The sequence below is a fragment of the Micromonospora narathiwatensis genome (assembly GCF_900089605.1).
GTDB lineage: Bacteria > Actinomycetota > Actinomycetes > Mycobacteriales > Micromonosporaceae > Micromonospora > Micromonospora narathiwatensis.
Window position 1 is genome coordinate 3,360,769 of record NZ_LT594324.1, and the last position, 19,301, is coordinate 3,380,069.

The window sequence follows — 19,301 nt, forward strand, 5'->3', positions numbered from 1 at the left end:
GCTGGCCTAGCCTGAGCACATGCGCCGCCTGCGGCAGCTCGCCGAGCGCACACCGCCCGGACGGGAGCGCTACGCCGACCTGCTCCGGGCGCTCGCCATCATCCTGGTCGTCCTCGGCCACTGGATCATCAGCGTGATCGGGCGCGACCAGGCCGGCCGGCCGACCGGGCAGTCCGCCCTGGGCTACCTCCCCTGGGCCTGGCCGCTGACCTGGGTGCTCCAGGTGATGCCGGTCTTCTTCCTGGTCGGTGGCTACGCCAACGCCGCCGCGCTGACCTCCTGGCGGTCACGGGGCCGACAACTCCAGCTCGGCGCGTCTGCCGCCGCGCCGCGACCTGGGGCCGTCGGCGGGGACGCCACCGGTTGGCTGATCGACCGCAGCAGCCGGCTGATCCGCCCGACCACCGCGCTGCTGGTGATCCTCGCGATCGGTGGGGCGATCGCCTGGCTGAACGGCGTCGACCCCACCCAGATCCGTACGGTGGTCTGGTTCGCCACCATCCCGCTCTGGTTTCTCGTCGCCTACCTGGTGATGGTTCCGCTGGCCCCGGCCATGTACGCGCTGCACCGCCGCTTCGGGCTGGTCGTACCGCTGGTGCTGGTCGGGCTGGTCACGCTCGGCGATCTGGGCCGGATCCTCGGCCCGGCCAACCTCGCCACCGCCAACTACCTGTTCGGCTGGCTGGCCATCCACCAGCTCGGCTTCGCCTGGTACGACGCCCGGAGCGGGAGCCCCGTCGAACCGGGTCACGACCGTCCCGGACTGCACCGGCGGCGGCTGCCCACCTCGCGGCGGGCCGGGGCGGTGCTGCTGCTCGTGGGGCTGGTCGCACTGGTGTTGTTGACCCACGTCGGACCGTATCCGGTGGCGATGCTGAACGTGCCGGGCGAGCGCCTGAACAACACCGCCCCGCCCAGCGTGGCGCTACTCGCGGCGGCCACCGCGCAGCTCGGCCTGATCCTGTTGCTGCAGAACCACGCCCGGCGGTGGCTACGCCGCAGCGGCCCCTGGCAGGCGGTGATCGCGGTGAACTCCGTGGTGCTGACCGTCTTCCTCTGGCACCTGACCGCCGCCGTCCTGCTGGTCGGCCTGTTGAACGCCCTGGGCGTGCTGCCCACCCCGCAAGTCGGAACAGCGGCCTGGTGGGCCTGGCGGGTGCCCTGGCTGCTCGCCCTGGCGGTGGTGCTGGCCGCGCTGGTCGCCGTGTTCGGCCCGATCGAGGCCCGCACCCGCCGGCACGGCAGGGTGCGCACCAGCCGCCCCGTCCAGACCGCGCTGGTGGCGATCGGCTACGCGGGCGTGACCGTCGGGCTGCTGATCAACAGCCTGACCCCGAAGAGCGCGGCCGAGCCGCTGGGGCTGCCCGCCCCGACGCTGGTGGCGTACCTGGTCGGGGCGGGACTGCTGCGACTGCTCAGGTCTGGGTGGGGAAGCCGAGGTTGACCCCGCCGTGCCGCGGGTCGAGCCAACGGCTGGTGACCACCTTGCCCCGGGTGTAGAAGGCCACCCCGTCGGCGCCGTGCGCGTGCAGGTCACCGAAGAGCGACGCCTTCCAGCCCCCGAACGAGTAGTACGCCATCGGCACCGGGATCGGCACGTTGACGCCGACCATGCCGACCTCCACCTCGTGCTGGTACCGCCGGGCGGCCCCGCCGTCGTTGGTGAAGATCGCCGTGCCGTTGCCGTACGGGTTGGCGTTGACCAGCTCGACCGCCTCGTCGTACGAGCCGACCCGGACCACACAGAGCACCGGGCCGAAGATCTCGTCGGTGTAGATCGACATCGCCGGGGTGACGTGGTCGAAGAGGGTCGGGCCCAGCCAGAACCCCTCCGCCGCCCCGTCCGGGGTGACGTCCCGCCCGTCCACCACCGGCACCGCGCCGACCGCGATCCCGGACTCCACGTAGCCGCGGACCCGCTCGGCGTGCGCGGCGGTGACCAGCGGCCCCATGTCGCAGCCCCGCCGGCCGTCCCCGGTGCGCAGCCCGGCCAACCGCTGCGCGATCTTCTCGACCAGCGCGTCGGCGACCGGCTCCACCGCGACCAGCGCGGAGATCGCCATGCACCGCTCCCCCGCCGAACCGAAGCCGGCGTTGACCGCCGCGTCGGCGGCCAGGTCCAGGTCGGCGTCCGGGAGCACCACCATGTGGTTCTTCGCCCCGCCCAGCGCCTGCACCCGCTTGCCGGCCAGCGAGGCGCGCTGGTGCACGTAGCGGGCGACCGGGGTGGAGCCGACGAACGACACCGCCTTCACGCCCGGATGGTCGAGCAGCGCGTCGACCGCCTCCTTGTCGCCGTTGACCACGTTGAGCACCCCGTCCGGCAGGCCCGCCTCGCTGAACCACTCGGCCAGCAGCAGCGCCGCGCTCGGGTCCTTCTCGCTGGGCTTGAGCACCACCGCGTTGCCACAGGCGACCGCCACCGGCACGAACCACAGCGGCACCATCGCCGGGAAGTTGAACGGCGAGATCACCGCCACCACGCCGAGCGGCTGGCGCAGGCTGTACGAGTCGACCTCGGTGGAGACGTTCTCGCTGAAGCCGCCACGCAGCGCCGACGGGATGCCGCAGGCGTACTCGATCACCTCCAGGCCGCGCTGCACCTCGCCGCCGGCGTCCGCGAGCACCTTGCCGTGCTCGGCGGTGATCACCTCGGCCAGTCGGTCCCGTCGGGCGTTGACCAGCTCCCGGAACGCGAACAGCACGGCCGTCCGCTTGGCCAGGGAGGCGTCCCGCCAGGCCCGCACGGCCCGCTCGGCGGACTCCACCGCACCCGCCACGTCCGCGGCCGAGGCCAGCTCGACCAGCGCGGTACGCCGACCGGTGGCCGGGTCGAAGACGTCCCCGCGCCGCTCCGAGTCGCCGCCCACCCGCTTGCCGTCGACAAAGTGCCCGATGACCGGCACGTCGTTCCCCGTGCTCACGCCGGCACCGCCGACTGTGCGCAGGAGCGGATCGCGTCGACCAGGATGGCCAGCCCCTCCCGGGCCTCGTCCTCGGTCAGCGTCAGCGGCGGGCCCATCCGCACCACGTTGCCGTACAGGCCGCCCTTGCCGACCAGCAGGCCACCGGCCCGGCACGCCTCGAAGACCCGGGCGGTGAGCGCCGGATCGGGTTCGGTGGTGCCCGGGCGGACGAACTCGACGCCGAGCATGAGGCCCTTGCCGCGTACCTCGGCGACGCAGGCGAGGTCGGCCGTCGCGGCGCGCAGGCCGTCGCCGAGGATCGCGCCGACCCGCTCGGCGTTGGCCTGCAGGTCGTGTTCGAGCAGGTAGTCCAGGACCGCGCTGCCGGCGGCCGTGGAGATCGGGTTGCCGCCGAAGGTGGAGAAGCTGATCGCCGGCACCGACTCCAACACGTCGGCCCGCCCGACGACGCCGGCCAGGGCGAACCCGTTGCCGATGCCCTTGGCGAAGGTGAGCAGGTCCGGGGTGACGCCGTGCGCCTGGTAGCCCCAGAAGTGCTCGCCGGTGCGACCCCAGCCGGTCTGCACCTCGTCGCTGATCAGCAGGATGCCGTGCTCGTCGAGCACCTTCTTCCAACCCGCGAAGAGCCCGTCCGGGCCGTGCACGAACCCGCCGACGCCCTGGATCGGCTCCGCGATCAGGCAGGCCACGTCGCCGGAGGTCTGGGTGGCGAGCACCTCGCGCAGGTCCTCCACCGCGGCGTCGATCCGGTCGTCGGAGTCGAGCCGGGCCAGCAGGCCGCGCAGCCGCTCACCGGAGTGCAGCCAGGCCACCTGCAACGGGTTGAGCGCGCTCGCCGACCAGCTCCGGTTGCCGGTCACGCCCATCGCCGCGTACGACCGGCCGTGGTAGCTGTTGCGCACCGCGAGGATCTGGTGCGAACGGCGGTAGTTGGTGGCGACCAGCAGCGCCGCCTCGTTCGCCTCGGTGCCCGAGTTGGTGAAGAAGACCCGCGCGTCGGGGATGCCGGAGACCCGGGCGATCTTCTCGGCCAACTCCACCTGCTGCCGGATCAGATAGAGCGTGGAGCTGTGCACGATCCCGGTCCGCAGCTGCCGCTCGACCGCCTCCCGGATCTCCGGGATGTCGTAACCGATCATGTTGGTCAGCACGCCACCGAAGAAGTCCAGGTAGCTGCGGCCCTGCGCGTCGGTCACCCGACGGCCGGAGCCGGAGACCAGCTCGATCGGTTCGGCGTAGTAGAGCGGCATCCAGGACGGAAGCACGGCCCGGTGCCGGGCCAGCAGGTCGTCGGAGGTCATCGTCGCACCCTTCAGCGGCGTCAGGTCCTCGCACGCTCTCACCGCCCGGACGACAGGGACAACTGCCACTGTGTAGCGCAGCGCCCGCCGCCGCCTGACACCACGTCAACCACCGTCGGCGGCCCCCTCTCCGAGGGCCCGACCCGGGCGGCCACGATCCACGACGACCGGTGTCGGCGTACGGACGCGCGGTAGCATCCGCCGGGTGCGGACGCAGGAGGTGGCGCTGCCGGGCGGCGCGGCGGACACGACCGACGGGCGACTCGGGGCGGGGGTACGCGCCTGGGTGGAGTCGCCGCCGCTGCGCGCCCTGGTCGGGCGGTTCGGCGGCGACTGGCCGGCCGGCGACCTGTCGGCGGTGCTGGCCGCGCTGGACGACTTCTCCGCCCGACACTGGGACTTCCGGCAGGGGCGGGAGCGCCCCGACGCCCGGGAACCGGCCTTCGACCCGGCCACCGTCCGGCTGGTGCTCGACGCGGCGGCGACGCTGGGCATGGTCCGGGCCGCCCCACCGGCCCTGCCCCGCTACGTGCACCTGCTGGTGCTCGGCGGACTGGCGCACGCCTGCCTGCGGCGCACCGCGTACGCCGCACACCTGGTGCGTACGGTCGCCGGGATCTCCGGCGAGGTGGCGGCGCTGGGCAGCTGCCGGGCGCTCTCCCCGGCCGAGTCGCGGCTGCTCGCCGACGCCGGGACAACCGACTGCGCGACCGAGGTGGACGCCCTCGACGCCGGAGTGCGCGCCGCGTTCGGGGTGAGCGCGCCGAGCGAGGAGACCGGCGAGGAGGCGGACCACCCGCACCGGGCCTGGTCCTCGCGCACCTACCGGCCGGCCGGCCTGCCCCCGGTCCGCGTCCTCGCCGCCCCGTCCAGCGAGCCGGACCGGCGCCGGGCGCACACCGCCGACACCCAGCGCTTCTGGGCCGAGCACATCCGGCTGCGCCCCGGCGACCCGGTGCTGATGGTGACCGCGCCGATCTACGTGCCGTTCCAGCACTGCGACGCGTTGCGCACCCTCGCCGTGCCGTACGGCTGCGGGATCGACACGGTCGGCGTCGACCCGGCGCTGGCCACGCTGGCGGGCGTGCCGGAGCCGACGCTGACCCCGGGCCGCTACCTCCAGGAGATCCGCTCGGCCATCCGGTCGATGCGCGCCCTGCACACCGCCCTGCCAGCCGCCTGAAACCCGGATGGCCGGAAACCCGGCTGCGCCCGCCGACCCGGCCCCGGTAGCCTTCCGGCACGGCGAGGACGGCTCCGGGCGCGCTTCCTTCTCGAATCTTTCGCAGAGACCTAGCGCGCCCGATCTCCGTCCTCGCCGCTTCGGCTACAGAGGGTGACGGCGATGACGCGACCGACGGCTCCGACCACGACCGCCGGCGTACACCCGGTCGCGGTGGCCCTGGTCCGCCGCGCCGGCCTGGTCGCCACCGGCCTGCTGCACGGCGGGCGCAAGGTCCGCCGCGCCGGTCGTCGGCCGGTCGGCACCGCCGAGGCCGTGACCGCGCTGGAGGCGGACGTCCTCGCCCTCGGCTGGCTGATCGGCCCCCGGCTGCGCGCCGCGCTGGCCGCGCTGCCCGCCGAGCGGCTCGCCGCGGTCGGCCACGGCCTGCTGGCCACCCTGGAGACGGCGGTCGGCGCGCACGCCCCGCACGTCCCGCTGTTCAAGGACTTCCCCCGCCGAGTACCCGCCGACACGCGGGAGCTGCACGTCCGGCGCATGTTCGCGCTGCTCCTGCAGCAGCCGGAGCAGCCCTGTGTGCTCTGCGGTCGGGTCCGCACCGTCCAACCGGTGTCGCCCTGCGCCCACCTGACCTGCGTCGCCTGCTGGGACGAGGGCTACACGGCCTGCCCGATCTGCCACCGCCGAATCACCGACGGGCCCTTCCTGCCGGTCGTCGCACCCCCGAGCGGCGGTCGTACCCTGCCGCTGCCCCGCCGCGCCGAGGTGCTGGAACTGGCCGACGACGTCGACCGCGCGGTGCACCAGGCGCTCGGCGCGCTGCTGGCCCGGCGTACCCCGCTCTCCCCCACCGACCAGCGCGACCTGTTGGCCCTGGTCGACCACGCCGGCCCGGCCGAGCCGGCCTGGCTGCCCGACGAGGTGCCCGTCCGGGAGACCCGGGCGCTGTTGCTGGACCGGCTGCTCACCGGGCCGGTCGACCCGGCCCGCACGGCGGCCCTGCTGGACCGGTACGTCACCACCGCCACCGACGTGCTGCGGCTGCTCGCGGTCCGCGACGGTGGCGACCCGGGGCTGGTGGAGCCGCCGAAGCGGCGCGGCTCGCCGCCCCGCCCGCTGCGCCGGGCGCTGCTGGCCCGGCTGGACGCGCTCGGGCTGCCCGCCCTGCTGGCGGACCTGCCCCGGCACCGGGACCGCTGGCTCGCCGCCGCCGAGAACCTGCACCCGTTCGAGCAGCCGGCCCGGCACCCGGAGGCGGCCACCGCCTTCGCCGTGCTGCGCCGCACCACGGTCGCCCCGGACAGCCGCCTCGGCCGGGTCGTCGCCGAGGTGGTGGCCGCGTACGCGCCGCTGGTCCGGCCGGCGGCGGGTCGGCTGCACGCCGCGTCCCCGGCCGCCCGGGTGGAGGCCGCCCTGGCCGACGGGGACGTCGACGCGGCCGTCGACCTGCTCGCCCGCCGGCCGGGTGAGCTGCTGCGGCGGACCGTCGCGCTGGCGGCCCGTGGGGGCGACCCCGAGCGGCTGCGCGCGGCGGTGGCGGAGGCCGCCCGTACCGTGTCGCCCGGCGTGCTGATCGCCGCCCTCGGCGCGGTACGCGCGGCGACCTGGCCGGCCGGCACCCGGCTCTTCTTCCCGCGCGGCGGCCGTGCCCGGCTCTGGGCCGAGCCGGACCGCCGCCCCCGGCTGCCCGCCCTCGTCGGAGGCGAGCTGGAGGACCTGCTGGTCACCGAGCTGCGGGACCGGGCGTCCCGGCTGCCCCGGGTCGACGTGGCGCTGGTGGACGCGGCGCTGGCCGACCTGACGGCGCCGTTCGCCGAGCGGACCGCCTCGGACGCGTTGGTCCGCCTGCCACGCGGCAGCGCCCGACCCCTGCCGGACGGTCGGCGGGTCCGGCTCTTCCTGCACTGGACCGAACCGGCCGGCACCCGCGTCGACCTGGATCTCTCCGTCGCGATGATCGCCGACGACGGCGGTTTCGTCGGCTGGTGCGACTACACCCGGCTGCGGTTCTTCGGGACGGCGGCGGTCCACTCCGGAGACCTGACCTCGGCGCCGGCCCCGCTCGGCGCGAGCGAGTTCGTCGACCTCGACATCCCCGACCTGACCCGGCGCGGGATCCGGTACGTGGCGATGGTGGTGTTCAGCTACAACGACGTGCCGTTCGAGGAGATGACCGACGCCTTCGCCGGGTTCATGGGCGACCCGGGCGACGGGGCGCCGTTCGAGCCGAAGGCGGTCGAGCAGCGGTTCGACCTCACCGGCCGTGTCAAGATCGCCACCCCGCTCCTGGTCGACCTGCGCTCCCGGACGATGCGCTGGATCGACGCCACCATGACCGGCACCGGTGACGAGCATTCGGTGGCCCGCTACTCGCGCACCCTCGCACGGCTCACCGTGGCCGCCGACGAGCACTTCGCCGCCGGCCGACGGGTGAGCCTGTGGGAGCTGGCCTGCTGGCACGCCGCCGGCCGGGCCGACACCGTGCTGGTCCGGAGCCGCGACGGCGCGCTCACCGGCTACCGCCGCACGGCCGGCGAGTCGGCGGCGGCCTTCGCGGGGCGGCTGACCGCGCTCGGGCCGGCCGACCAGGCGCCCACCGACGGGGTGCCGGCCGACGCCGAGCCGCGTTTCGCCGCGCTGGTCCGCGGCGACCTCCCGCTGCCCGCCGGGGCGCAGGCGTACGCGCTGCACCGGGCCGACCTGGACGCCGGGCGGGTCACCCCGCTCGACGCGGCCGACCTGGTCGCCGCCCTCGCGCCCCGGCGCTGACCCGGCTCGACGGAACCGGGCCGCCGCCAGGGCGCTCCGCCGGAGGTGCGCCCGACAGCACTCAGCGGGCGGTGTCGGCGACCGCCTGCGCGAACACCTCCGACCGGTGCTCGAAGTTGCGGAACCGGCCGTAGCTCGGGGCGGCCGGGGAGAGCAGCACCACCCCGCCGGCCGGGGTCAGCTTGCGGGACAGCCCCACCGCGGCGACCAGGTCCTCGGCCAGCTCGGTCCGCACCGCCGCCAGCCCGGCGAGCGCCTCGACGATCCGCGGGCCGCTGTCCGGGATGCCGATCACGGTGATCTCCCGCTCGGCCAGGTGGTCGCGCAACGGGGTGTAGTCCAGGCCCCGGTCGGTGCCGCCGACGATCACGGTCAGCGGCCGTCCCTCGTACGCGTCGATCGCGTGCATCGCCGCGTACGGGCTGGTGGCGAGGGTGTCGTCGACGAACGTGACGCCCGACGGGTCGGGGATCTCGGTGAGCCGGTGGGCCAGCCCCTGGAACCCGGCGACCGCCACGGCGAGGGTGTCCTTGCGGCCCGCCACGTCCACGCCGAGCGCGTCCAGCACGGCGAGGGCCACGCAGAGGTTGGTCTCGTTGTGTCGGCCCACCAGGGGCAGCACCCCGCGCGGGAACAGCGGCGTGTCCCGCAGGTGGAACCAGGGGGTGCCGTCCGGGCCGGAGGCGACGTGGGTGGTGTCCGGCAGGCCGGCCCGTACCGCGGCCCGGTCCCCCAGCTCCAGGGCGAGCCGCGGGTCGGCGCCGTTGACCACCACCGTGTGCGGGCCGTGCCCGAGCAGGTTGAGCTTGTCCCGGTAGTACTCCCGCTCGCCGCCGTGCGCGTCGAGGTGCTCGGGGAAGAGCGCGGTGACCACCGCCACCCGGGGCGAGTCGGTCAGGTCGGCGCACTGGTAGCTGGACAGCTCCAGCACGTACAGCTCGGCCTCGGGCAGGTCGAGCAGCGGCACCCCGATGTTGCCGCCGAAGACGTTCGGCCGGTCCATCGCGGTGAGCAGGTGGCTGATCAGGCTGGACGTGGTGCTCTTGCCCTTGCTGCCGGTGACCCCCACCGTCCGGTCGCCGTGGTCGGCCATCCAGAGCGCGCTGCCCTGGGTGACCGGTACGGCGCGGGCGCGCAGCTCGACCATCCACGGGTGGGTGCTCGGCACCCCCGGCGACCGGACCACCACGTCGGCGGCGGCCAGCCGGGCGAAGCCCTCCTCCCCGGTCACCAGCGGCGCGGCCGCGGCGACCGGCCCCTCCCAGGGCAGGCTGAGGAAGTTCGCGCTGTCGTCGACGGCGACCAGGCCGGCCGGGCCGTGCGCGGCGATCGCGGTCACCGCGGCTCGGCCCTCCCGGCCGGCTCCCCAGACGGCGACATGACGTCCACGCAGATCAGACAGGCGCACAGGCACTCCTCAGGGGTAGCGACGGCGGTCGGCGGGCACGGTCCGGCACAGCCGGACACGGCCGGACGAACCAGGGCTTAGTATTGCGCGTGCCCAACGAGCAGCTCCGGCGGATGGACGCCTTCACCTTCCCGTCCTACTCGATCGACCTCGCCACCGGCGAGGCGTTGTTCGACTACGCCCTGACCGGCCCGGACGGCGAGCAGCGGTTCACCGAGGCGATCACCCTCCCGCTGCCGGCCGAGCCGGTGTCGGACGAGACCGCGGCCACCCTCACCCGGGTCCTCGAACTGCTGCACGTCGTCGCCGGCGTCAGCTACTACAAGGCCGCCGCGCCGGGCCGGCTGGTGCTGCCGGCGCCGCTGGGCGCCGCCGCCGTCGAGCTGGTCACCGCCGTCTACACCAAGGGCCTCGCCGAGTACGCGTACCGCAACCAGCTGCCGCACGTACTGGAGCTGCGCCCGGAGGTGCCGGCCGGCGAGGTCGCCCCGCCCCGGGTGTACGACGACTCGGACCGCCGGCCGCTGTCCGCCGTCGGCGGGGGCAAGGACTCCATCGTCACCCTGGAGGCGCTGCGCCGGGCCGGCTTCGACCCGGTGCCCTTCTCGGTCAACCCCAACCACGTCATCGTCTCGGTCAACGAGGCGTCCGACCTGGTGCCCCTCGCCGCCCGGCGCCGGATCGACCCGGTGCTGTTCGACCTCAACGCGGCCGGCGCGCGCAACGGCCACATCCCGGTCACCGCGATCAACTCGCTGATCGCGGTCGCCACCGCCGTGCTGCACGGGCTCGGTCCGGTGGTGATGTCCAACGAGCGCTCGGCGTCCGACCCGAACCTGGTCTGGAACGGCCACGAGATCAACCACCAGTGGTCCAAGGGCGTCGAGGCGGAGGGGCTGCTGCGGTCCGCCCTGGCGGAGCACGCCGGGCTCACCGAGCCGTACTTCTCGCTGCTGCGGTCGCTGTCCGAGCTGCACATCGCCCGGCTCTTCGCCGAGATCGACCGGTACGACGCGGTGGTGACCAGCTGCAACGCCGCGTTCAAGCTGCGCGACGCGAGCGACCGCTGGTGCCGGGACTGCCCCAAGTGCCGGTTCGTCTTCCTGGCCATGGCGCCGTTCATGACCCGGGAACGGATCACCCGCATCTTCGGCGGCGACCTGCTCGCCGACCCCACCCAGATCCCCGGCTACCGGGAACTGCTCGGGGTGGACGGGCACAAGCCGTTCGAGTGCGTCGGCGAGGTCGAGGAGTCGGTGGTGGCGCTGAGCCTGCTCGCCCAGCAGGAGCAGTGGCGCGACGCGCCGGTGGTTCGCGCCCTGGTGGACGCGCTGCCGGACACCGCGTGGTCGGCCGCGGCCACCTCCGACGTCTTCACCCCCGGCGGTCCGAACTTCGTCCCGCAGCGGTACGCCGCCGCGCTCACCGCGCTGGCTTGGGCGTCTCTCCCCGGCTGATCGTCCAGCCATTTGGCCCGCCGCTCGACGGCTCAGGGCGTACTCGGGCCACCGGTGTGCGACGGCGACACCGGTGCCCGGCTCAGCTACGGCGGACCGCGTCCAGGGCGAGCAGGGCGACGTGTAGGGAGAGGCAGGCGTCGACCGAGTCGAGGTCGACGTCGAGGATCCGACCGATCCGGGCCAGCCGCTCGTAGAACGCCGGTCGGGACAGGTGCACCGCCGCAGCCGCAGCCGACTTGTTCCGGCCCGACTCCAGGTAGGCCCGGAGGGTGCCGAGCAACTGCTCCCGAGGGTGCTGGGCGTGGTACGCCAACAGCGCGCCGAGTTCCCGCTCGACGAAGGTCTGCACCCGGGGCTCGTCGCGCAGCAGATGCAGCAGACCGGCGAGGCCGACATGGGGCAACCGGAAGATCAGCAGATCGCGCCGGTCCCGGCGGGCTGCCTGGGCGATCTGCCTGGCCTCCACCAGCGACCGGCCGGCTTCCCGCAGGCTGCTCACACTGGAACCGGCGGCGACGATCACGGCGGCCGGACCACCCGCGGCGGCCGGGCGGAACGTACCGCCGACGGGCGAACGGGGCGCCGGCGGACGGGCCGGAGCGGCGTCGAGGCGTACCCGCCGCAACGCCGCCGCGAACGCGGCGAGTGCCTTCTCCTCCGCGGCCGGATCGGGCAGCGCGAGCAACGCCCCCACCGCATGGTCGTCCACGGCGCTGGTCAGGCCGGTGAGCTTGGCCTCCAACAGCGCGTGGCCGACCGCCTCGGCGAGGTCGCGCAGCCGGGCGGGACCGGCCTCCGGCCCGGCGTCGACGCCCGGCGCCGCCCCCTCCCCGACCGGCTCGTCGGCCCGGTAACGGACCACCACGCCGACCAGATGCCGGCGGTCCAGCGGCACGCCGAGCGCCTTGGCCCGCAGCGCCACCTCGTCCACCGGGCGGGAGTGATCGATCAGGGCGGTGAGCAGGGTGCGGTGGATCTGACGTTCCAACCCCTCGGCGTCACGGCGGATCAGCCGGCCCAGGGCGAGGGTGGAGGCGGCCCGCTCGACCAGGATGGTGAGCCGGGTGGGCGGGGCACCCGACCCGACGGCGTACGGGCCGGCGATCCGGCCGGCGAGCGCCACGTCGCCGCCCCGGTCGCCGTCGGTCCGCCCGGCCGGGGCGGCATCGGTGCGGACGGCACCGGTCGGGGCGGCCCGTGACTCGAAGCCGTCGTCGGCCGGCAGCGCCCGGCCGGTGGTCAGTTCCCCGCCGGCCGGCCAGCGCAGCAGCAACCGCCCCCAGTCCTGGCCGCGCGCGCCGACCGTGGTCACCAGCCACCCGCTGTCCGGGTCGTACGCGGTGCGCCCGCCCGGACGGATCCGCCGGGAGTGCTGCTCCCAGCGCTCCAGCAGCAACTCGGCGCTCTGCCCCGCCGGGTCGTACGCGAGCACCTGCCGGGACAGGTTCTCCAGCACCACGGGGCAGCCGGACAGGTCGGCGGCCTGCCGCACCACCTCGGCCGCGTCGGCGCCTTCCACGGACAGCTCGGTGAACCGCTGGTGGATCTCCTCGGTCGCTCGCAGCTCGGTGAGCTGGGCGTCCACGATCAGCGCGTGCACCGCCTCGGTGATCCGTACGAACGGGATGGCCCGGCGCAGCTCGACCAGGGGCAGCCCGCGCCGCTCGGCGGCGGCGGCCATCACCCGCGGCACCCCGCTGACGTAGCGGCGGCCCAGCTCGACCACGAGCCCGGAGACCCCGACGTCGGCCAGGTCGCCGATGAAGGCGCGCAGCCCGGCGTCGTCGGCCGGCAACCCGATGCCGGTGGTGAGCACCAGTTCGCCGCCGCCGAGCAGGGTGGCGATGTCCGGCACCTCGGCGGCGTGCACCCAGCGCACGGGCCGGTCCAGGCCCGCGTCGCCGGCGACCAGGCGCGGGGCGCCGTGGCGCACCGGCACCAGGGCGAGCACCTCACGCACGGTAGGGAACACGGGCGACACGCTACCCTGCGTCACCGTGATCTCGAAGAACCGGCCGGCGGGGATCAGCCCGGGTCGTCGCGGCCCAGCTCCCCGCAGGCGCAGGTGGAGCGGCGAGGCGAGGGTGAACAGGTCTGGTTCGGGTTTGGCCAGGCGTAACGGCCAGAGAATCGTGATCGGCGGAGTTGCGCGACGTGGGCTGGGCGGGGGGTGCTGGTGCCTTGTGACGGAGCGGTCCGCGACAGGCCACCAGCGCCCCGCGTCGGGTGGCTACAGGGTGCCGAGGTCGGTGATGGTGCCGCGGTCCCAGTAGTAGGCGTGTAGTTCCAGGGTGGCAAGGTGGGACTGCCCGACGACCTCGCTGCGGTCGTTGATGCCGTAGGCGGGGCTGTTGGGGCCGCCGAGGGTGCCGATCTCGGTCATGGTGCCGCGATCCCACAGAAAGCCGCGGGTGGCGTCGGCCGTGTAGCTGAAGCCGACGACGTCGCCTCGCTCGTTGATGTCGTACGCGACGCTGACGTCGCCGGCGAACGCGCCGAGGTCGGTCTCCTCGTAGCCACCACCCTCGGCCGTGGGGGTGAAGAGCCGGGCGTGGTCGCTGAAGTTGGACCAGTTGCCGACCACCTCCCTACGGTCGTTGACGTCGCCGTAGCTGGTGGTGTTGGTGCCGGCCAGAATGGTGCGGGTGGTGCCGCTCCAGAGAGCGAGACCCTGTTCCCGCACGCTTCCGTAGACGTCGCCGCGGTCGTTGATGCCCATCGCGATGCCGGAGCCGCCACGGCTGGCGTCGAGGTCACGGACCTGCCCGTTGGACCACAGCACGGGGCGGTTGGTGGACAGGGAGCCCACGCCAACGGTGCAGTAGCCGACGACCTGGCTGCGGTCGTTGATGTCGTTGGCTTCACACCACGTGGAGCCGGATACGCTGCCGAGGGCGGTCATGCCGGCGGTGGAGGTCCACAGGAAGGCGCGACGGGCGCCGCCGGCGTCCTGGCTGACGCCGACAATTTCACCGAGGTCGTTGATGGCGGTGGCCCAACTGTAGAGCCCGCCGAGGGTGCCGAGGTCCTGGGCGGGGTCGTAGCCGCCACCGCCCGGTCGCGGGGTCCACCGGACCGCGTGCCGGGTGCCTGCGCTGGTGCTCGACCAGCCCACGATCTCCCCCGGGTTGTTGATGGCGCTTGCCTCGCTCATGAGCGCGGCTTCCGCCGCCGCGGCCACTGTCGGAGCCTGGGCGACATCGGGGCGCGCGATGGTCGCCGCCGCTGGTGTGGCGGCCAAGGCGAGTGCCGCAGTGAGGGTGAGTACCGCCGCGTATGAAGTAATCCTTCGCCGCACGAATCCTCCTTGCAGGAAAGCAACAATGCGAGGATCATCGTAGGTACGCGGCACAAGTCGCCTACGGGGCAAGGCGATCCAGGCCCAGGACGGCGCCGGGAAGAGGTGCTATCCGCCACCGAACGGTGGGTCGTCGCGGCCCAGCTCCCAGCAGGCCACCGCGGTGGCGGCGGCGACGTTGAGCGAGTCCACCCCGCGCCGCATCGGGATCACCACCCGCACGTCGCTGGCGTCCATCGCCGCCCGGGTCAGTCCGGCCCCCTCGGCGCCCATCAGCAGCGCCGCCCGGGCCCGCTGGCCGGCGTCGAGCCGCTGGATCGGCACCGCGTCCGGCGCGGGCGTCATCGCCAGCACCGTGAAGCCCGCCGCCCGGACCTGGGCGAACGCGTCCGGCCAGGGCTCCAGCTTCGCGTACGGGATGGCGAAGACCTCACCCATGCTGACCCGGACGCTGCGCCGGTAGAGCGGATCGGCGCAGGTCGGGGAGAGCAGCACGGCGTCCACCCCGAGCGCGGCCACGGCCCGGAAGATCGCGCCGAGGTTGGTGTGGTTGTTGACGTCCTCCAGGATCACCACCCGGCGGGCATCGGCCAGCACCTCGACGGCCGAGGGCAGCGGCTTGCGGTGGAACGAGGCGAGCACGCCCCGGTGCACGTGGAAGCCGGTGGCCTTCTCCAGCACGCCGGGCGTGGCCGCGTAGACCGGGGCCTCCCCGGTGTCCAGGTCGGCGAGCTGGTCGACCCGCTTGGCGTCGACCAGGTACGACCGGGCCGGGTAGCCGGCCCGCAGCGCCCGCCGCAGCACCAGCTCCCCTTCGGCGATGAACAGGCCGTGCGGCGGCTCCCAGCGGGTCCGCAGCTCGACGTCGGTCAGCGCGCGGTAGTCGGCGATCCGGTCGTCGTCGGGGTCGGTGATCTCGTGGACGGGCACCGGACGATTCTGCCTGGCCGGCTCGGTGGCTCCGGCCGCCGGGCACCCCGCCGGGCTTTCGAGGTGCGGCGGCACGGCGGCACCCACGCCGGGCGCCGGCACGGCCGGACCGGCGCGCTCGGCCGGAGCCGCCGACCCGTACCGCGTCACGCTCGCACGTAGCGCAGCAGCACCGAGCGGCCGTCGAAACCTCGGGTCTCCTCCAGTCGCAGGTCGAGGCGGTCCTTGCCGGGAAAGACCGGCGTGCCGCCGCCGAGCACCACCGGGTGCACGACCACCTGGTACTCGTCGACCAGGCCCAGGTCGGTGAGCGCCGCGGCGGCCCCCGAACCCCCGGTGAGCAGCAGCTCCCGGCCCGGCTGGGCCTTCAGCTCGGCGACCTCGGCGGCCAGGTCACGGCCGATCACCCGGGCGCCGTACTCGGCGGTCTCCAGGCTGCGCGAGATGACAACCTTGGGGGTACGCCGCCAGACCGGGGCGAACCGCAGGTCGTGCGGGTCCTGGGACAGCTCCTCCGCCCGGGGCCAGTAGTAGGACATCAGCCCCCACACCTTGCCGCCGTAGAGGAAGGCGTCGGCCCGGTCGCACAGCTCGAAGGAGTACGCGGACAGCTCCGGCCCCATTGCCGGCCAGTCGAACTCACCGTTGGGCCCCTCGATGAAACCGTCGACGGACTGGTGCACCCAGTAGACGAGCTTGCGCATGGTGTCCTCCTGCTCGGTGGCGCCCTGACGGGCGCGCTCACCGGTGGGTCGGAGCCGGCAAGTCGGATCCGACACCCGCGGACGGGCTTTTTCGCCGGGTGCCTTCCCTCCGGTCAGCCGCGGTTGCGGTTCTGGAAGAAACGCAGGAGGTTGGGGGGCAGGCCCTGGTCCTGCTGCTGTTGCCACTGCGGGGTCGGCTGCGGGTCCGGACGCTGCGGGTCGCCGGCCAGCTCGTGGCTCGGCGCGGTGAAGTCCTTCACCGGCTTGCCGTCCACCGCCGTCGAGATCACCCGGGCGACGGCGTCGATCACCTTGGCCTGCACCGCCGCGCCGACCAGGTCGGTCGAGTCGTCGGGGTTGGCCGCGATGCCGGCGACGGCCACCTGCGGGGTGAACCCGACGAAGGTCTCGGTGGCGTTCTGCTCGGAGCTGCCGGTCTTGCCGGCGACCGGCCGGCCGACGATCCGGTCGACCGAGGTGGCGGTGCCGCCGTTGCACTGCCCGTACGCCGACTGCTGGCCGACCGGGCAGCGGGCCGCGTCGGTGGCGGCCCGGGCCACGTCCGGGTCCAGGACCTGCTTGCAGGACGGCTGGCCGACGTCGACCTTCTCGCCGTTGGCGGCGGTCACCGAGACCACCGGCAGCGGGGTGCAGTACGTCCCCTCGGCCGCCACCGTGGCGTACGCGTTGGCCAGGTCGAGCGGGGTGGTGGCGGCCACGCCCAGGGTGAACGCGCCCCAGTTGTCCGCGTTGTTCTTGGCGAAGGCGGCGTCGGACGAGGCCCGGAAGGTGATGCCGAGCCGCTGCGCCATCTCCACCGCCTTCGCCGGGCCGATCTGCTCGGCCAGCCAGACGAAGTACGTGTTCACGGAGCGACCGAAGCCGTCCCACATCATCCGGTAGCCGTCCATCCACTGCGGGTTGGCGTTGGCCGGGCACCACTTGCCGCCGCAGTTGCCCTCGGCGTCGGAGGCGTAGCGGGTGGGCAGCTTGGCCGGGGCGTCGAAGCCGGTGGCGAGCGGCTTGCCGGCCTCCAGCGCGGCGAGCATGGTGAACATCTTGAACGTCGAACCGGCCTGGTAGCCGTTGACACTGGCGCCGCCGGAGATCAGCGGGTTGACGGTGTTCGGGCGGTTGGCCTGCCCGGCCGGGTTGTCGGCCAGGCTGTAGTGCCGGTTGACCGCCATGGCGAGCACCCGGCCGGTGCCCGGCTCGACCGCGGCGATCGGCAGGGCGCGCTTGTTGTCGTACCCGTAGACGGCGGTGGCCTGCTGCTGGGCGGTCTGCTGGATCTTCGGGTCCAGCGAGGTGACCACCGTGTAGCCGCCACGGCGCAGCGCCTGCTCGCGCTCCTTCACCGTGTCGCCGAAGGCCGGCTGGGCCAGCCACCACTGGCGGAGGTAGTCGCAGAAGAAGCCCCAGTCGTCGTGCCCCTGGGCGACCGCGGTGCAGCCGTTGGGCTGCGCGGTCGGGTGCAGGGTGAGCTTCTCCGCCTTGGCCGCGGCGGCCTGCTGCGCGGTGATCGCGCCGGTCTCGGCCATCGCGTCGAGCACGTACGCCCGGCGCTGGAGGGCCTTGTCCTGGTCCCCGTCGATCGGGCTGTACGCGTCGGGCGACTGGACCAGGCCCGCGAGCAGGGCCGCCTCGGCCAGGGTCAGGTCGGCCGGCGCCTTGCCGAAGTAGCGCTGGCTCGCCGCGGCGACGCCGTACGCCCCGGAGCCGAAGTACGCGATGTTGAGGTAGCGGTTGAGGATCTCGTCCTTGCTGAGCGCCTTCTCCAGTGCGTTCGCGTACCGGATCTCCTGGAGCTTGCGCCCGATGGTCTGCTCGGTGGCGGCCTGCCGCTCCTCGGCGCTGCGGGTGGGGTCGGTCTTGAGCACGTTGCGGACGTACTGCATGGTCAGCGTGGAGCCGCCCTGCTCGGTGCCGCCGCCGGTGACGTTGGCGACCAGGGCGCGGGCGAGGCCGCGCAGGTCGGCGCCGCCGTGGGAGTAGAAGCGGCGGTCCTCGGCGGCCACGATCGCCTGCCGCATCACGGGGGCGATCTCGGCCAGCGGCACGTCGGTGCGGTTGACGTCGTAGAACGTCGTGATGAGGGTCTTGCCGTCGTTGGCGTAGAGGTAGGAGCGCTGCGGCTGGGCGGGGGTGCGCAGCGCGTCGGGCAGCTGCGCGTACGCCCCGAGGGCCGCCTTGGCGACGAACCCGCCGAGCAGGTTGCCGGGCAGCACGGCGACCGCGAGGACGAGCCCGGCGAGGACGCCGGTGAGCAGCACGGTGAAGAGCCGCGACAGCGGCGACCGGGGAGACGGCATGGACTCCAGATTGCCGCGAAAGCCGCCAACCGACCACCCCGCCAGGCAACTGTCAGCCACTTCACGGTGATCTCCCAGCCATCCCTGGTCGACCCCGCCGGGAGACGGGTCAGCCGGGGAGGGGGCCGTTCGGGGTGGTGGGCTTGGCGGGACCGGCGGGTGGGGCGGGGGCGCCCACGACGCTGGCGGCGATCACGTCGCGGGCGATGGCGGCGGGCACCAGGCGCCCGGAGCGGTAGCCGATGCCGAGCCCGGAGACCAGCGCGAAGATCGCGCCGAAGGTCTGCAACGAACCGAGCAGCGCGCCGCCGAGGCCGAGCAGCGGGGCGGCGATCATCAGCATGATCCCGTCGCCCCAGGAGAACATCCCGGACCGGGCCACCGCCCAACCGGTGCACAACCACCCGATGCTGTAGCAGGTGGCACCGACCAGGACGAGGTTGCGCGCGCTGGTGCCGAAGACGGGTGCCTGCTCGTCCAGCCCGGCGAAGGGCAGCATCAGCACGACGCCGGCGATGCTGACCAGCAGCCCGGTCGCGGCGACCCGCCGGCTCCGGGTGGCGGCGAGCAGGCCGGTGAGCGCCAGCAGCGCGAGCAGCCCGAGCCAGACCGCGGCCACCCAGCCCACCAGGTAGAGCGGGTTGCCGTCGGCCGGGTACGGGGCGTTGCCCACCCCGCCGTCGCTGGCCATCGCGACCAGGCCGTAGAGGACCGCGTACGCGGGCAGCAGCCAGACCGCGGCGCGGGCGAACCGGCGTACCGACCAGGCCCAGCTCGCGTTGGTGGCGGGGGCGGCCGGTCCCGGCTCGGAGACGAACGGCAGCACCCCGAAGCCACCCCCGGTACGCCGGGTGCCGAGCGGTCCGGCGGGATCGTGCGCGCCGGGGACCGGTTCCCGGGAGAAGAGTTCCTTGGAGAACAGATCCTTGGGAGACAGTTTGTTCGCCGGGTCCTTCATGGCTCACCTCGCTCCGCCTGCGGGCGGCGCGGGACGCGCCGGCGCCCCGGG

General features: G+C 74.2%; 13 protein-coding genes. 4 read left to right on the plus strand and 9 right to left on the minus strand.

All coding sequences use genetic code 11. The features are described 5' to 3' along the window. Nucleotides 1-19 precede the first annotated feature (19 nt). Complete coding sequence (locus GA0070621_RS14215) at nucleotides 20-1,444, plus strand: acyltransferase family protein (RefSeq protein ID WP_091195611.1); 1,425 nt, start codon at nucleotides 20-22, stop codon at nucleotides 1,442-1,444. Here GA0070621_RS14215 and GA0070621_RS14220 read toward each other — a convergent pair. Together GA0070621_RS14220 and GA0070621_RS14225 are read right to left on the minus strand one after the other, a co-directional pair. Next, the gene (locus tag GA0070621_RS14220) at nucleotides 1,416-2,906 is read right to left on the minus strand and encodes a CoA-acylating methylmalonate-semialdehyde dehydrogenase (RefSeq protein WP_091202405.1); all 1,491 of its coding nucleotides are present in this window, start codon (nucleotides 2,904-2,906) and stop codon (nucleotides 1,416-1,418) included. The genes GA0070621_RS14215 and GA0070621_RS14220 overlap by 29 nt on opposite strands. A 14-nt stretch (nucleotides 2,907-2,920) precedes the next feature. After that, entirely contained in the window at nucleotides 2,921-4,228 is a 1,308-nt protein-coding gene (locus GA0070621_RS14225; RefSeq protein ID WP_091195613.1) for an aspartate aminotransferase family protein, read from the minus strand. 205 nt (nucleotides 4,229-4,433) lie between these two features. Between GA0070621_RS14225 and GA0070621_RS14230 the strand changes: the two genes are divergently transcribed. Then, nucleotides 4,434-5,411: a hypothetical protein gene (locus GA0070621_RS14230; protein WP_167666902.1), complete on the plus strand. Its 978-nt coding sequence runs from the start codon at nucleotides 4,434-4,436 to the stop codon at nucleotides 5,409-5,411. A gap of 162 nt (nucleotides 5,412-5,573) precedes the next feature. Next, nucleotides 5,574-8,180, plus strand: coding sequence for an MXAN_6230/SCO0854 family RING domain-containing protein (locus GA0070621_RS14235; RefSeq protein WP_091195614.1), 2,607 nt, complete (start codon nucleotides 5,574-5,576; stop codon nucleotides 8,178-8,180). Nucleotides 8,181-8,241: 61 nt separating this feature from the next. Here the strand turns inward: GA0070621_RS14235 and murD are convergent, their stop codons facing one another. Then, nucleotides 8,242-9,588, minus strand: coding sequence for a UDP-N-acetylmuramoyl-L-alanine--D-glutamate ligase (murD, locus tag GA0070621_RS14240; RefSeq protein ID WP_091195616.1), 1,347 nt, complete (start codon nucleotides 9,586-9,588; stop codon nucleotides 8,242-8,244). A gap of 89 nt (nucleotides 9,589-9,677) precedes the next feature. Here murD and GA0070621_RS14245 point away from each other — a divergent pair, with 89 nt between their 5' ends. Next, entirely contained in the window at nucleotides 9,678-11,045 is a 1,368-nt protein-coding gene (locus GA0070621_RS14245) for a hypothetical protein (protein ID WP_091195618.1), read from the plus strand. Nucleotides 11,046-11,127: 82 nt separating this feature from the next. On the opposite strand, the gene GA0070621_RS14250 is transcribed toward GA0070621_RS14245, so the two are convergent. The 6 genes from GA0070621_RS14250 to GA0070621_RS14275 form a co-directional block, all read right to left on the minus strand. Then, a complete protein-coding gene (locus tag GA0070621_RS14250) occupies nucleotides 11,128-13,020 on the minus strand; it encodes a PucR family transcriptional regulator (RefSeq protein WP_091195619.1) in 1,893 nt (630 codons plus the stop codon). Between the two features lie 258 nt (nucleotides 13,021-13,278). Next, nucleotides 13,279-14,202: a hypothetical protein gene (locus GA0070621_RS14255; protein ID WP_157739993.1), complete on the minus strand. Its 924-nt coding sequence runs from the start codon at nucleotides 14,200-14,202 to the stop codon at nucleotides 13,279-13,281. A 252-nt stretch (nucleotides 14,203-14,454) separates the two neighbouring features. Then, entirely contained in the window at nucleotides 14,455-15,351 is an 897-nt protein-coding gene (locus tag GA0070621_RS14260; RefSeq protein ID WP_091202408.1) for a TrmH family RNA methyltransferase, read from the minus strand. A gap of 71 nt (nucleotides 15,352-15,422) precedes the next feature. Beyond that, nucleotides 15,423-15,980, minus strand: a complete 558-nt coding sequence (locus tag GA0070621_RS14265) for a dihydrofolate reductase family protein (protein WP_091195624.1) — start codon at nucleotides 15,978-15,980, stop codon at nucleotides 15,423-15,425. A gap of 113 nt (nucleotides 15,981-16,093) precedes the next feature. Then, the gene (locus GA0070621_RS14270; RefSeq protein ID WP_091195627.1) at nucleotides 16,094-18,292 is read right to left on the minus strand and encodes a transglycosylase domain-containing protein; all 2,199 of its coding nucleotides are present in this window, start codon (nucleotides 18,290-18,292) and stop codon (nucleotides 16,094-16,096) included. 109 nt (nucleotides 18,293-18,401) lie between these two features. Further along, the gene (locus tag GA0070621_RS14275) at nucleotides 18,402-19,250 is read right to left on the minus strand and encodes a hypothetical protein (protein WP_167666904.1); all 849 of its coding nucleotides are present in this window, start codon (nucleotides 19,248-19,250) and stop codon (nucleotides 18,402-18,404) included. Between the last annotated feature and the right edge of the window lie 51 nt (nucleotides 19,251-19,301).

Bases quoted from the DNA above. Each gene is read 5' to 3' on its own strand.
- GA0070621_RS14215 (WP_091195611.1), top strand. From the start codon at position 20: ATGCGCCGCCTGCGGCAGCTCGCCGAGCGCACACCGCCCGGACGGGAG.
- GA0070621_RS14225 (WP_091195613.1), bottom strand. From the start codon at position 4,228: ATGACCTCCGACGACCTGCTGGCCCGGCACCGGGCCGTGCTTCCGTCC.
- GA0070621_RS14235 (WP_091195614.1), top strand. From the start codon at position 5,574: ATGACGCGACCGACGGCTCCGACCACGACCGCCGGCGTACACCCGGTC.
- GA0070621_RS14255 (WP_157739993.1), bottom strand. From the start codon at position 14,202: ATGAGCGAGGCAAGCGCCATCAACAACCCGGGGGAGATCGTGGGCTGG.
- GA0070621_RS14265 (WP_091195624.1), bottom strand. From the start codon at position 15,980: ATGCGCAAGCTCGTCTACTGGGTGCACCAGTCCGTCGACGGTTTCATC.
- GA0070621_RS14270 (WP_091195627.1), bottom strand. From the start codon at position 18,292: ATGCCGTCTCCCCGGTCGCCGCTGTCGCGGCTCTTCACCGTGCTGCTC.
- GA0070621_RS14275 (WP_167666904.1), bottom strand. From the start codon at position 19,250: ATGAAGGACCCGGCGAACAAACTGTCTCCCAAGGATCTGTTCTCCAAG.